The organism is Enterococcus caccae ATCC BAA-1240, assembly GCF_000407145.1.
Lineage (GTDB): Bacteria > Bacillota > Bacilli > Lactobacillales > Enterococcaceae > Enterococcus_L > Enterococcus_L caccae.
In genome coordinates this window covers 308,361-322,860 of record NZ_KE136475.1, presented here as the reverse complement: position 1 = coordinate 322,860, position 14,500 = coordinate 308,361, and the positions used below count along the sequence as shown (strand labels likewise).

Here is a 14,500-nt window from a genome sequence, read left to right as displayed (position 1 = left end):
CATTCCAAAGCAACTACTTTATTTTCAAATTTTTCGGTCTAAATATATAATAAAGAGAGCAAAACACTTTCAACTAAGGAGGCTATTATGACTACATTACCAAACATTGGCAAACCCGCAACAAATGCACTTGAATCAATTGGTATTACGACTCTTGAACAAGTCCGTTTGTTAGATAAGGCAACTCTATTAAAAATACACGGTGTGGGGCCAAAAGCAGTCACTATCTTGGAAAAAGCCTTGACTGATCACAATTGGACCTTTTTTAAAAATGACTCCGCACCAAAAACAGATTTTGCAGTTATCTGTCTATTAAGTTGCGACAATGCGCCAAAAAGGAGGATGATTCGAGATTATTTAATTGCTGCTGCCTCAGGAAATCAGTCATTACTAAACTCTTTACTTACTGACTCTTTTCGCTGGATCATTCCTGGCAAAGAATCAATAACAGGGAAAAGAAGGGGCTGCGTATGGAACAGTCACAACTAAAGAAGGGGATAAAATTTATTTTTCAGATAATATACTTTTTGCAAGTAACCAAAAAGAAGCACGTATTACTCAGATTACTTCTTTCGTTCTTTCATAGTAAGCAGAAACCTTCGCGTATAACGATTTACCCTAGTATCAAAAAAGTGATTGGGCTATAACGTTTTAAGTTATAGCCCAATCACTTTTTTATCCGCAGAAACAGTTGTCGCAAAAATAGCTCCTTTGGTCCCGCGCACTCTTAATTCTTGATACTACATTCGTTTTTTGTTTAATTGTAACGCTCTATTGATCTGCACGATCTCATTACCGAAATTACGCCAGTCGCTGGCTCTTGGTGGAGCCAGCCAGATTAGACTTCGTGCTGAAAAAGTTGTTTGGGGAAGATAATCAGAGACAATCAGGTCTGTATCTGGACGTACGACTGGCTGAAAATTTATGCTAAAAGAATCAAAAATTTGAATCTGATTTTTAATAAATTGGTTATATTTTTCACCATTTGTAAAATTCACATGAATGTTGATAGTGTTCGCCTCATTTTTCTGATCGTATTGTTGCGAAAGAATAAGTAACAGATTGAGAAAAAGAGACTTCTTACTATATCTAAATTCATCCTCTTTTAATTGATAAATAAACGTATGGCAAATTTCAAATAGGATTGGATATCGTTCATGAAAAAATTCTAAGTTCATCATTCGCAATGTGATATCTATCAACGGTGTACTAAACTGATGCTGATAAATTGTCATATCTACACTGTTAGAAAGTTCAGATTCCATTAGCTCTAATTGTGGGTATCTAAGAAATTGCTGCTTTAATTGCAGTCTATATTTTTCAACTTCCTCATTTTTAAGATCGCAAAACTCGGATCGATAAACTGACAATTGGCTGAGAATCCCTTTCACTTCCGCTTCTATTTCTCGCTTGGTTCCATTCAACGTACGAGCACTCCATTGGTCAAGTATTTGATAAAATTGATTTTCCTTATTAAAGTTCACTGACGTTATATTGCTAGGCAAAAAAAACTTAGATTTTCTCTGCACCCTTTGTAGCATGATAAATAAATAATGTTTGAAGAGATAAAAAGTGTTTACTTCTTCACAATAGGGCCTAAAAGCTGAGAGCAATTCATTGACTGATAAGACATCCGATTGATTATATAATTCATCCGAATCTTTATAAATTCGATAATAGAGCATATTAAAATACTGACGAATCTTCATTTCATTTCCAACTAGCTGAAATGTTTTAGACAATTTTATGTCGTATTGCGCTAATTCTTTCCGAATTCTGTCAACAATTTTATATACAACAGTCCTGCTCATTCCATGTTTTTCTCCGTATTTTTTAATTGAAGTAAATTGATTGAAAAATATTGTTTGCAGTAATCTAAATTCCAGCGAAAATTTCAAGTAATTTTCTTCAACAATACTTGATGCTATTTGAGCGCCTTGAAAAAGAATGATTTCGTTACTTTGCTCAATCAATTCCATTTCTTCGATTAGTTTAAACCTCTTCAAATCCTCGTTTATTTCTAGAACGCTACGCTCTAAAAGATATTGAGAGATATTCAACTCTGCACACAAAATATCTTTACGCTCAGAAAAAGAATAGCGCTGCTCTAGTTTTCGAATGATTGCTAGTTTTAAAGTTGTTCGGTCGTCTAATAACAAAAAATCCATTTATACTCTCCTTGTTCCATACAGAAGTGTTCCCGATAGGAAACCCAACATATCTCCAAAATTCGTGGAACCCAACGGAGTCCCTCCCCCAGAAGTATTGTCTTTTACCTTTTGTTTAACAGGTTCAGCCTTTAGCAATTCATCGTTCAGCATGATTCTTGTTTGCGATTCATTTTGTGAATAAGAATTTATTATGGTTGATCGGTGGCCAGCGCTAGCAAATTGATTGACTGTTACTTTAGCGATAGAAACAAAGTGTCCATATGAGAATTTTACAAAATACAAACCAGATTCTTGGGGATTCACATTCGTTTTAATTGTGACTTGCTTTAAGTCTAACACACTGCCATCCTTATCTTTTAATGAAACAACATTGTCTGCTGGAGACCATTGTTCCCCTTGCCTGATAATGATATCTTTTAGCAAAAGTTCTGTCTGATTTTCTTTTACTTCAACCATAGCGGTTTCTACTTTTCCATCTACTTCGTATGTCATTTTATATTTCCCTGGAACTGTTGCCTCTTCTCCATAAAACGTTTCAAAATGAACAAAAAGTGCTGATGAAAACAGCAATGCGGTCCCTACTATCAAAGGTTTGTTTTTCATTTTTTTCGATACCTCCTAAGCGCTGCTAGAACCGAAGAGAGGCATGAACTAAAAGCAAGTTCAATATTGCTTTTGTTCTAGCCCCACCCCTCAGTATCATACAGCTAATCCGTCCTTCGTCTCCTTAACCAAATCCTGCTAACCACTGCAATTGATAGGGTCAATAGTCCAATCACCCTGTAATAGTGATTACCGTTTTCGCCGGCTTTAGGTAGAGCCTGTTTTTTGTCTAGATTCATTAGATGTGTTTGATTCTTATTTGTTTCATGTAGCTGAGGTGAATTTTTTTCAAGAACTGTTATTGTTGCTTGGGCGTTCCGTTTTTTTTCCGCTTTTGTTGCTTTTTTAGTTTTACTTGGATCTGATTTTTTAGTTGCTTGAGCGGTGTAAGAGACTTGGTGTTCACCTTTTTCTTTCGTTTCAACGGTTCCTGTTACTTCTACCTTTTCAAAAGAAATAGCTTTTCCATCACGGTCAGTAGCTGATACAAAGTTGTCAACACTCTTCCAATCATCTCCTACGTAAATAGTAGAATCTTTTACGACTAATGTGGATTGATCTGCTTTTACTGTAATCTTAGCCGTCTCTTTTAAGGTAGCCGTCTCATAAGTGACTTCATAAATACCCGCTTTAGCTGTATCTACCATGCCTGTCACGTTAATATCTTGAATTGGGATATTTTTTCCTGTTTCATCTGTTGCTGAAACAAAATTGTCGGTAACCTCCCATGTATCATCTACATAGATACTAGAGTCTCTGACTGCTAGCGTTCCTTGACCAGCTACAACATGAACGATTACTTTTGTTTGTTGCCCTTGGTTTTCGTATGTGACTTCATAGTCGCCAACTTTGCTTGTATCAACTGCTCCTGATACGATGATTTGGTCAAATGCAACTGGCTTTCCTGCTTTATCAGTTGCTTCAACAAAATTATCTATCGGAGACCAGCTTGTTCCAACAAAAATCGTTGAATTCTTTCCACGAACAGTGGTCTGATTTGGTAAAACAGTGACTTTAGCAACTTCGGTTTGTCCACCAACTTTATAAGTTACATCATAAGATCCAGCTTTCGTGGTATCTACCGTGCCAGAAACCATTATGTCTTCAAACGGAATTTTTTTTCCATTTTTATCTGTCGCTGACACAAAATTATCTGCTGCAGCCCATGAATCGCCTACATAGAGCATTGAATCTTTGACTACTAAAGTCTCTTGATTAGCCACAACTGAAACTATAGCCTTTGCTTCTTCACTCTGATTGCGATACGTTATCTCATACGTACCAACTTTTGCAGTATCTACCATTCCACTTACAGTGATTTGGTCAAACATAACTGGTTTTCCATCCTTATCAGTCGCACCTATAAAATTGTCTTCTGGTTGCCAATCTGTCCCTAAATAAATGGTTGAATCTTTTGCACTGACACTAGTCTGATCTAGTTTTTCTTTGAGTGGAATGTCGATTAAATTAGTATCTTTTTTTAATTTAACGGCTTTGCCATCGAGGTACTCTTTCGCAATCGTATAGCCTGTTGGTATATCGGTCACCTTTAATGTGTAGTCTCCAGACATGATCGCCTCAACTTTATATTTCCCGTCTTGATCGGTCATAAACTCCGTCCGATTATTCGTCGCATTATCAACGAATTCAAAAGAAACATTTGGAATATTTATGGTTTGATCTTTTTCATTATACGTGTGAAATTGGACTTGAGCCAAATAAACGACTCCTTCTGCTTCTCCATCAGAAAACCTCAACACAAGCGGTGACGTGGTAGCTATTTTACGAGTTTCTGCCATTTGGGTTAAATTATCCGCACTAATGATGGTTTCAGTAAAAATCTGTCCAGCATTTTGGGAAACTGTATTATAGGTAATCGTGATGTTTTCCATTAACGTATAGTCCTCAAAAATAATTTGAGCACCTGTTGTGGTTTGCTTGATAGTATATGCGTCTTTAGGGACATTTGTTATCGTAACCGAATTTAAATCAATTCCAGCATTTGTTGTTCCTTTTGTCTTAATATCGAAGGTAGGATTTTTGACCTTCCGCGTCCCATTATTGATGTTTTTAGTCTTCACTTCATTTTTAGTTACGTTTTTCAACGACTCATGACTTGTTTGAGTGGCTGATAGGATTTCCGCACCTTCATTATTTACAGAAACTGACGCTGACATTATCTGGTTGCCATACAATGGTTCAGCAGCACTTCCAGGTATAGTGATTGTTTTAGTATCAATCCAACCATTGGCATATTTATATTCAATAATGTACCGTTTGGCCGTTTTACCAAAATCAAATTTGTAACTGTTAGCAGCTTCATCGAATGTTATTTTTGGATAATCTACACTAGTTGGCGCTAGTGGTTTATCAAAATATTGCCCTCGATCCCAATATTGTGGATAAATTGATGACACTTGGTCATTTGACACATCATAGATATCAAAAACCACATCTACACCGGCAGGAACTTTAGTGGTTAGACTCAAGTCATCAAACGAATCATTTCTTGCGTTTACTAAAAATTGATTTTTACTGGCTTGCAGCGTTCGTTCTGAATACATCTTCCTTCCTGTTCTAACGGTGGTAGCAACTGTTTCATAGTCATCAGCACTCAGCGTGACTGGAAGTGTGTCGCTTGGGATACTTTGACTTTTTTCTAAACTATCCGGCACATAATTGAATCCTAGATCCAAATTAAATGAACGATCGACTGGCGTTGTAAACTTTATCAGTGAACCACCTTCGACGGCTGTTATCGTATAATCTTTATCTAGCTTATAATAATCATACTCCCCTTTAGGTGCCCTCAGTTGCAAGTAATTTGGATGTTCAATGTTGATTGTTGCGTTTTTTACTGGATTTTTAGTACTTCCTTCTATCGCTATCGTTGTATCACCCAAATAAGCACCATTTCGATCATAATTTCCCCAAGCAGTCTCCACATTATTGGGATTGATGATCGAAATTGGCTGAAGATATTGATCAGATACAAGCATTATCTCTTTGCCACCACCGACAACAGGTGTACTCACTGCTATATCAATATCTTTTTGATCAAATGGGATGAGTAGTTTGTCTACCTTTATTCTTAATACACTGTCTTTAGTCGCTGTTAAAACCAGTTTATTCTTTTCTTTACGCACATCAAAAAAATCAGTAATTTGAACTTCTTTGTATTCAGCATCAGAGGCTGAAATTGTATACTCAGAGATTGCTTGTTCATTTTTACTTTCTAAAAGGATTTGTTGCCCTACTTTAGTCTGTGTCGGTATATTGTAAATATCGACATAGTAATTTCCTTTTTCATGGAAGTTTGCACTTTGAAACCAACTTAAACTTACTTCTTTTAATGACTTTTGATCTTTGCTTGTTTTGGCAATAAACTCAAGACCACCAGAAGGTGCAGTTGTTCTATTTAAACTGACTGATCCTAATTTTGTCGTAGGATATCGATTGTAAAAACTATACGAATAATCTGAAACACTCTCCAACGCTACGGTCCGATCAACCGATACAACATACGCTTTTTGCTTGTCCATATTTGTAATCGTAATTGCTAGTCGGGATGCGGTGTCTTCACTAATTGTATACTCTTTGTCCTTTTCTAATGGTTGTTTCGACTCTTCGATCACACTCCCATTAATATCCACATCATATGAAAAAACACTAATCGGTTCTTTAGATGTCTTGTAGAATTTTGCGTCTGGTGCATCTAACATTAACAATTCTAATGTTTGACTGCCAGATAGCGCTCTATCCAAATTATAATAGATACTTCCTTTGACTCCGTAATTATTCACGGTTTCTTCGTACTCAATTGGCGAAACTTCTTCATACAAATCAAAGTTATACTGATTCATTGTTTGTCCAGGTGTTTTTATGGTTACTAATGGCTCTCCATCTGTGTGTACATAACTTTTTAAGTCTAAATTAAATTGGGTTTCAGTAACTCGCTGATTAAACGTAATCGTCAACATTTTATTTTGAGCGTCAACAGCCCAACTGGCACCGATATTTGCTACTTCACCATCAACATCTGAATACCCCAAATGATTCGGTAACTCCACCTTATACACTGAACCTGGTGCATAATCTTTGTCTTCTATCACAAAATTCATCTTTGCTGTTACTGGTGTTGCATTCAATACTCGATTTACATCCGTCTGACTATATTCAATTCCGTCCATATCCGTAAGCGTCATCTTTGTTAGAATCTCATCTTCAATTGTTGCGTTCCGTTGTGCTTTTTTCATCTCAGGAAGTAGTGTACTGTCTATATTTGACTGTTCAGTTGCTTCCGTTGATCTCTTGTCTTGCTCCATAGTTGAAACATCATCTTTTGGCACTATACTTGCTTCAGTCGATTGTTCCAACTTTTCATCAGATAAATTGGTTTCTGAATTGATGGATGTTTGTCCATCAGCTGACTGTTTTTGTAGAGAATTTTCATCTATGTTGTTAGTAGTCGTCGCAAAAGCACTTACAGTTGAACCAAAACTCTGCGTGAGTATTACTGCAAGCATAAATATATGTAGTTTTCTTTTTTTCATGAACATACTCCTCCACCATACTATTTTTATATAATTCCATCATATACTTTTTTTAATTTTATTATGATTATTTTTTTCTGATTTAATAAAAAATAAAAACATATCTGTTGTTATCACTAGTAATAGCAGCATTCCACTCCTAATATAAATGCTTACTTCTTCTTAACTAGTTCTATCCCTCTCATTAAAATCGACTAAATTCTAAAAATATATTTTTAATCACACTAATGAATATCATTTTTATACAACTATTTTTGTTTAACAACGATGTTTTTCCTTCAAATATTTATTTGTATAATTTCATTAAAAAAACAAAAAGCACTTTATTTTTACGAACATACGTTTTATAGTAGAATAAAACAAAAAAGGAGTTCGACATGAAAACATCATTAACATCCCAGATGGAAGAAGTACTCTATTATTATTGTCGAGAAAATAGTGATATTGTGGTAGAAGAAGTGACCATGCCAGCAGATCAAGGAATTGTTGATACGTTGAGTTGCCGATTGACTGCAGAGAATCGGTTTGAATGGCGCTGTTATGAATTGAAAGCCAGTAAAGCAGATTTTCGTTCAAAAGCAAAACTTTCATTCATCGGCAATTACAATTATTTTGTACTACCAGCAGCCCTTTTTGCAAAAATAAAAGAAGATATTCCCGACCATATCGGTGTAATGGTCTATCATCACTATCTCCCTACAGAAAATCAAATGCTCCCAGGCTATCTTTCGATAGAGAAAAAGCCACAACGACAAGAACTTTTAGTCAATGAACAAGAATTACTTTTTCGTTTGATTACAGCTCAAGCTCGAGAAGTAGGGAAAGCAAAGCAAACAGCTAGAGGTTTAAGAGTATTTTCAACGGATCAACTGTATAAAGAATTAAAAAAAAGACAACCTGATTATGATTTGTTTGGCGGTGGAATAAATTTTTATGATCGTTTCGTAGAGGACATCTGCGATCAAGCAGTCGAAGCTTTAAAAAGTGAATTAGATGCAACACGTGAAGCTTATCTTCAATTAGAGCATCGTCTTTTGGAGGAAAAATAATGTATTATCCTTATTTTCGTGGTAAACAATTTGACCTATTCGCCTTGACCACACTTGTTGAGCAAAAATGCTTATCATCCCAGATACTACCGATTATTGAACCTGTCAAAAATTCCAATGCATTAAAAAAATTCATTCATGTATTTCAACAGGAAAATCACCCTTTTTATCTGATTCAAAACCCTCAAGCTGGTGATTTTTTAACCGAAGATGGATTTCTTTACCTCAACTCACTTTCGTTAAATAAAGCTTTGATCGTTGAACAACCGATTGAAACATTAAGTCAAGAACCTCAATTGTTTGTGATCAGAAATTCAACGCCCGTACTTGAGAGCGATTGGCAATCGAATCAAACAAACGTGTTGATTCCAAAAGAGTTCCGATTATTACAAAAAGTCAAAGGGAAAAAAATTCTTTCAGAAGATGTTTTTACCAGACTACCTAAATCAAATTTTTATCAAGAATGTCCTGATGAATTTTTCTCAGATACTCATTTGACCTTTCAAAAAAGCGGCTTTATCGGGTTTAGTGATTTTTCTATTGATAGTCGCATTTACTACGAACAGCGTTATCCTTCAAAGATTTTGAGCTTGCATCTGGTCTATTTTGAACATAATCGATTGCGGATCCATCATTTTCTTTCAAGTGAAGAAGCTCCGACACAAAAAGACAAGTTCTTTGAACTCATGGAAGAAGTAAACAAGTGGAAAAATAAATTATGTGGTCAAACCATAACCTTAGGGCTTGAATTATTACTTGAAGCAGTTTCACAAGGTAAATTTCCTGGTATGGGGGTTATGAGAAAAGCGGCTGTGATGCATCACATGGAACTAATGTCTCGATATCTTGATCATTCGTAGAAAAGTGACTGGGATATCACTCTATGAGTTACATCCCAGTCACATGAAATCTGAACAAATAGTCGGATCATCAATCATCCTTTATTATTTCTCTGGCGTAACCGTTTCTATCTTATCCTCATCATTATCATGATTCAGCTTAACCTTCACTTGAAATGTAGTATTAACGTTTTGCGCCATTTTCTGCAAGTTTTGAAGAAGTAAAATCACCCAGCTGAATGCTAACATGAATGATAATAATTCAAATGCTGTCAGCGAGAGGTAACTAGTCCATTGAAATAGCACTACTACCACTACTAATGTTGCTGCAATCATATAAGAAATCGATAAAAATTCTTTCGTTACATTCGGTAAAAGCCATTTGATCCCAACAATCAAAATTACAATCAAGTATACTAAATAACCTGCAACTTGATTATGAACACCTTGAAATGGACCCGTTTCGGTATAAGGAAATAACCCAACAGCACCTAGATCTAATGCAGTCAGCGTTAATAAAATCCGTAAAATCGTTAGTCGTTTACTATGTGGAATTGCTTTTTGTAATTCCACGAATAAGCCATCAATCAGTGCTACCATCAATAATGAAGAAAACATCAATGTCAAATTAAATTGCCAGCTGCTTTTGGCTTCGATCGTTCCTAAAAAGCTAAAGTTAAATTGCCACCATTGATAGTCTTTATTGGTGATCATGGCAAGCAAGACCCCGCCAATAATCACAAAAATCAACAGATTTGTCAGTTTAGCTGGCGTGATCGACAATGCAGAATAAATCATAAAATAGTTGACTAAACCCACAAATACAAAAAATAACAAGGTAGCTGTATAGCGGTCAAACGTAGCACCAATAAAAACCAACCCAATCACTTTGAAAAAAACAAGTAAAGCAAACACTAAAATCACAATAAATGAAAGTAAGATTGTCGGAAAGTTCCGCCAATAAATATCCTTAGATTGCGTTGTAATTTGATTTCTCTTTCCCTTAATAAAAAAGAATAAAAAGCTGAAAACCCCACTTAATACGCCAAAAGATAGAACAAAATTTGCAATTGAATATGCTCCAACCAACGCAATTTGGGTTTTATCCGTATAAAATAAGTACCCTAAAAACAAAAGACTAATCACCGTTGTGGGGATCAAAAACCATCTCAATGAAAGCGTCTGATTTCCAGTTGCTTTCTTTTTCGGCTCGATTACTATTTTTTGATCTTTGATACTTACTGTCACTTCATCTTCGTTTTCTAAATGAAATTCGTCTACTATCCTTTCAGGTAACGTTATACTATATTTGTTTTCCTCCACACCCATTCCCCCTATATTTAACTTAACATCTCATAAGTATTATAGATTTCTTGAATTAAAATGCAATAAATACGATCATTAGTCCAACGTATTCGTAAAATACCGTCTCTTTAATTGTGTCTGTAGAATATTAGAAAAAATAGAGTTTCATTTACGCTTAAACTCTTTCTTCATACAAATACATAACTCATCACCAATAAACTCACCATAATTTGGAACAATCTGATACCCATGTCGTTCATAAAAGTGAATAGCATCTAACATATCTTTCCCCGTTTCTAAAACGGCTTGCTGATACCCTTGTTCTTGTATATCTACTTCTAACGCTTGGATAATTTTTCCAGCAGCGCCGTTCCCCCTACTCGCTTCTTTGACATACATTCGTTTTATTTCTGGCGTTTGCTCATCTAGAAGTTTCCAACAGCCACATCCAACTGCAACCTGATCCTCGTAAGCCACAACTGCGCATACCATTTCAGCTAGATTATGATGATTTTGATAGCCTTCAGCAACTTCGAGTCCCCATTCTTTATTAAAGAAATCATTTAATTCTTGGATTAAAGAGAATAAATCTGGATGAGTTGTTGCTACTCTTTCTATTTGGATTGTCATTTAGTCCCTCCATTTGTTTCGGTTATTTTTTATATGTTATTATAGGTTAACTTATCCGTAGTTTCTTAAAATCTAATCCCTCTCTTTTCATATTGATGGAACACGTTGCCATTCCTGCTCTTATACTTTACTTCTGTCAACCCTTTTCCCTATATATATCTTGATACACAATCATAATCAGTATAATCCGTCCGTAACTTTATTATACCTGCTCTTTTATTTTAAAGTAACAAGAAGTACAAATCGTCTTAAAAAAATAAAAAAAAGAACCATGTTCTCTTTAAGCATAAAGTAAAAGGGACATAATTCTTTTATAATACAAATTAGATATGAGAAACAAGCAACTGTTTCTTTAGATTATTCAGATAATTGTCAAATTGTTCCATCTCAGTGCCTTTCTCTGGGGTCCAGTTTACCATTGTAACAAGTTTACCTTCTTTAAAATTCACAATAGCCGGTGTATATTCAACGTGATATTTTGCTTTGAAATTTTCCCAATCCCTCTCATCCTTTCGAATTTGTGCTACATTTAAATACTCTACTTTATCTTGCAACTCGTATTTTTTCAGCATTTCTATTAGTTTGGGTTCAAATTCAGTACAATCCTGACAAGTTGGTCTACCTACATATACAATCAACTCTTTCTTTTCACTCACTTCGTTTTCAAAATTTTCTATGGTCATCGAATTTAGTACGTCATAAATTTCTGGATATTTTTTTTGTTCTGCTATCAATTTTTCTTTTTGAGTCGCTAACTCTGCCCGGATACCAAACTGGTATAAGAAACATCCTAAAACAGCGATTACTGAAGTTATTACATACCAATATTTTTTCATTTTTGTTCAAACTCCTTTATACATCCCATTCTACCAATAACTTTTCTAATTCATCTTTTTCAAGTGCACCTTCTTGCCTCGTTATTTTTCCCTCTTTAAATAGTACTAGTGTTGGTGTAACCATCAAGTTATATTTACTTACAAATGTTAAATTCTTAGTATTGGCTGCGTCTATTTGATAAACAGGTATATTCAAAGCGCTTGTCTTGTCTTTTAAGATTGGCGTGAATATCTGACAGGCTAGACACTCTTGTGCTGAATAATAGATCAACACGGTTTCTTTCTCTTCGATTTGTTTAGTTAGTTCTTCAATCGTAGGTTCCTCAAATCCAGCAGCACTTGTTTCTACAATAATATTTTTATAGATAAAAAAAGATAAGACAAATAATAAGACAAATAGTAGCGTTATTTTTTTCTTATCCATTTTCACTTGCTTCACCTTCTTTCAAAGTATACGTTTTATCTGCTTGTTCTATAATGTTTTCATCATGAGTAATGATAAGAACGATTTTCTTCTTATCTTTCACCAATGCTTGAACGATACTCATAAAGGACTGCTTAGTCTCTTGATCCAAATTTCCTGTTGGCTCATCAAATATATAAATATCTGCTTCTTTATTCAATGTTCGTAACAAAAGTAACTTTTGTTTTTGGCCTTGAGAAATGTTTCTGCCCGAAGATGTAACTAAACTATCTATCGTTTGTTCTACATTCATCTGATCAAAATATTCTGGATTCAAAGGTTCATCCATTTTGTTTTTCGGATTAAAGACGTTAAACAAAATATTATTTTCAATTGATTGTCCATAAACATCCATTTCTGTTGAATAATACGAAATATGCTCTAAAATATTCGTCTGCTTCATACTATTCAATTTAGTCTGCATATTGATGATGAATTCTCCTTCCTGATTGTCGATCAATCCGCAAATCAATTTGATCAGTGTTGATTTTCCAACACCATTTTTACCAACAATCGAGTATAAATTCCCCGAAGTAAAATGATAGTTTTGGTTTTGTAAGACCTTGTTTCCTTCATACGAAAAGCAAATGTCCGTCAAGCGTAACTCGCGAATACATTCTACCTCAATGTTTTTTATTTCCTGCTCCTCTTTTTCTTCAAAATCATTTTTTGTTTCAATGTACTGAATGGCTTCTTTACTTTTTTCATAAGATAGATAGCTACCAAATAGACTATTCAAACCTGTCGTTGCAATATAAAGTACATAAATCCCACTAGCTACTCCTGCTAGTAAATCTAGATGATTTGTTTTAAATAAATAAGCATATAGAATAAAATGCGTCAACATCATTAAAATTCGAGTGCCTTCCATGATTGCTGATATAATTGTATCTGTATCGCCTAATTCAAGTTTGGTTCCAAAATAATCAGATAGTCGAAACTGAAAGTTCTTCTCTGTATCTGTTTTTTTAGAAAAAACATTGATATCAAGCGTTGTTCTGATTGATTCTTCAAATGTTCCAGATAGAATATTTGAATGAGCGATGAATCCCTTATAGCTTAAACAGATTTTTTGAATATAAGGCCTTATAAAAACATAAAATACGATCGACCAAAACAATAAATTAGCAGCTAACAGAAAACTATATTTAGCTAATAACACCACGAGTATGATTGAAAATAAAATATGAACAATGAGATAGAATTTTTCTAATAACCCTTGCGTAGCATTGATACAGTTCCAAAAATAACCTGTAAGATTATCTAAATTCGCCTTAGCTGTTGTATCATTGAGTTTAGACTCAAAGAAGCGAGTCAGAACTTTCTGTTCTATCTTATTTCCTAACTCAATTTTAAATCGTGTATTATATCTCATCAGATAAAAATAAATGACAATCAGCACGCCAACAAAACAGCCTATCAACGAAATCGTACTGACTGTCAACGTAGAAACATATTTACCTGATAAATATTCAAGTCCATATGTTGCAATGATTGGAAGAAACATCGAAAATAACAATGCGCTTATCGATAAAAATTTTTCCTTCGTAGGAATCTCACGCAACGACCGATAGACGACTTCTTCTGGGTAGCTTCTTGTTTTTGAAATCTTAGTCACCTTGCTTACTTCATCGATACAAACTGCATAACCAGAAAAATCTTCCTTTATTTCTTCTATACTTTTTTCAAAGACATTTACTTCAGAAGGATCCGATAATACTAGTGTATTTTCTTTAAACGCATGAATTACGCAATAATGTGGCAGCCCTGATTTTTTTATTGTAATAATTTGTGGCGCTCTCTGTCCTCTAAGCTCCTCGAAATCGATTACTTCATAACAATCAGAACTCACACCATACTTCTCCAAAACCACTTTGATATCATAAAGTGAAAGCCCTTGTTCATCATACTTTTTATTTTTTAAGATTTCCCCCAAGCTTTTGGATAGTTGAATCTTTTTTAAATCCAGCTGATTAAGTACCGTTTCTAAAACAGCTACTCCACAATCACTATTCTCATTTTGAATCGTATGTGCATACTTCATTTATGTT

11 protein-coding genes are annotated in these 14,500 nt (G+C 34.7%); 3 read left to right on the top strand and 8 right to left on the bottom strand.

Annotated elements, in window-relative coordinates:
- Positions 1–87 precede the first annotated feature (87 nt).
- On the top strand, positions 88–489 hold the full coding sequence (locus I580_RS14285) for a helix-hairpin-helix domain-containing protein (protein ID WP_010772226.1): 402 nt from the start codon (positions 88–90) through the stop codon (positions 487–489).
- A gap of 251 nt (positions 490–740) precedes the next feature.
- On the opposite strand, the gene I580_RS14280 is transcribed toward I580_RS14285, so the two are convergent.
- The 3 genes from I580_RS14280 to I580_RS14270 form a co-directional block, all read right to left on the bottom strand.
- Positions 741–2,168, bottom strand: coding sequence for a helix-turn-helix domain-containing protein (locus I580_RS14280; protein ID WP_010772225.1), 1,428 nt, complete (start codon positions 2,166–2,168; stop codon positions 741–743).
- Complete coding sequence (locus I580_RS14275) at positions 2,169–2,774, bottom strand: bacterial Ig-like domain-containing protein (protein WP_010772224.1); 606 nt, start codon at positions 2,772–2,774, stop codon at positions 2,169–2,171.
- Between the two features lie 104 nt (positions 2,775–2,878).
- Positions 2,879–7,327 carry a bacterial Ig-like domain-containing protein gene (locus I580_RS14270; RefSeq protein ID WP_010772223.1) on the bottom strand — a complete coding sequence of 1,483 codons (4,449 nt, stop codon included), beginning with the start codon at positions 7,325–7,327 and terminating at the stop codon, positions 2,879–2,881.
- A gap of 377 nt (positions 7,328–7,704) precedes the next feature.
- On the opposite strand from I580_RS14270, the gene I580_RS14265 reads away from it, so the two are divergent.
- A complete protein-coding gene (locus I580_RS14265; RefSeq protein WP_010772222.1) occupies positions 7,705–8,376 on the top strand; it encodes a hypothetical protein in 672 nt (223 codons plus the stop codon).
- On the top strand, positions 8,376–9,236 hold the full coding sequence (locus tag I580_RS14260; RefSeq protein WP_010772221.1) for a sce7725 family protein: 861 nt from the start codon (positions 8,376–8,378) through the stop codon (positions 9,234–9,236). Before I580_RS14265 ends, I580_RS14260 begins: the two co-directional genes overlap by 1 nt.
- Positions 9,237–9,320: 84 nt before the next feature.
- Here the strand turns inward: I580_RS14260 and I580_RS14255 are convergent, their stop codons facing one another.
- The 5 genes from I580_RS14255 to I580_RS14235 form a co-directional block, all read right to left on the bottom strand.
- Positions 9,321–10,544 carry an AbrB/MazE/SpoVT family DNA-binding domain-containing protein gene (locus I580_RS14255; protein WP_425387086.1) on the bottom strand — a complete coding sequence of 408 codons (1,224 nt, stop codon included), beginning with the start codon at positions 10,542–10,544 and terminating at the stop codon, positions 9,321–9,323.
- A 141-nt stretch (positions 10,545–10,685) separates the two neighbouring features.
- Entirely contained in the window at positions 10,686–11,150 is a 465-nt protein-coding gene (locus I580_RS14250) for a GNAT family N-acetyltransferase (RefSeq protein WP_010772219.1), read from the bottom strand.
- Positions 11,151–11,473: 323 nt separating this feature from the next.
- Entirely contained in the window at positions 11,474–11,986 is a 513-nt protein-coding gene (locus tag I580_RS14245) for a thioredoxin family protein (protein ID WP_010772218.1), read from the bottom strand.
- 16 nt (positions 11,987–12,002) lie between these two features.
- Positions 12,003–12,410: a thioredoxin family protein gene (locus tag I580_RS14240; RefSeq protein ID WP_143141720.1), complete on the bottom strand. Its 408-nt coding sequence runs from the start codon at positions 12,408–12,410 to the stop codon at positions 12,003–12,005.
- Positions 12,403–14,493: an ATP-binding cassette domain-containing protein gene (locus I580_RS14235; RefSeq protein ID WP_010772216.1), complete on the bottom strand. Its 2,091-nt coding sequence runs from the start codon at positions 14,491–14,493 to the stop codon at positions 12,403–12,405. Before I580_RS14235 ends, I580_RS14240 begins: the two co-directional genes overlap by 8 nt.
- Between the last annotated feature and the right edge of the window lie 7 nt (positions 14,494–14,500).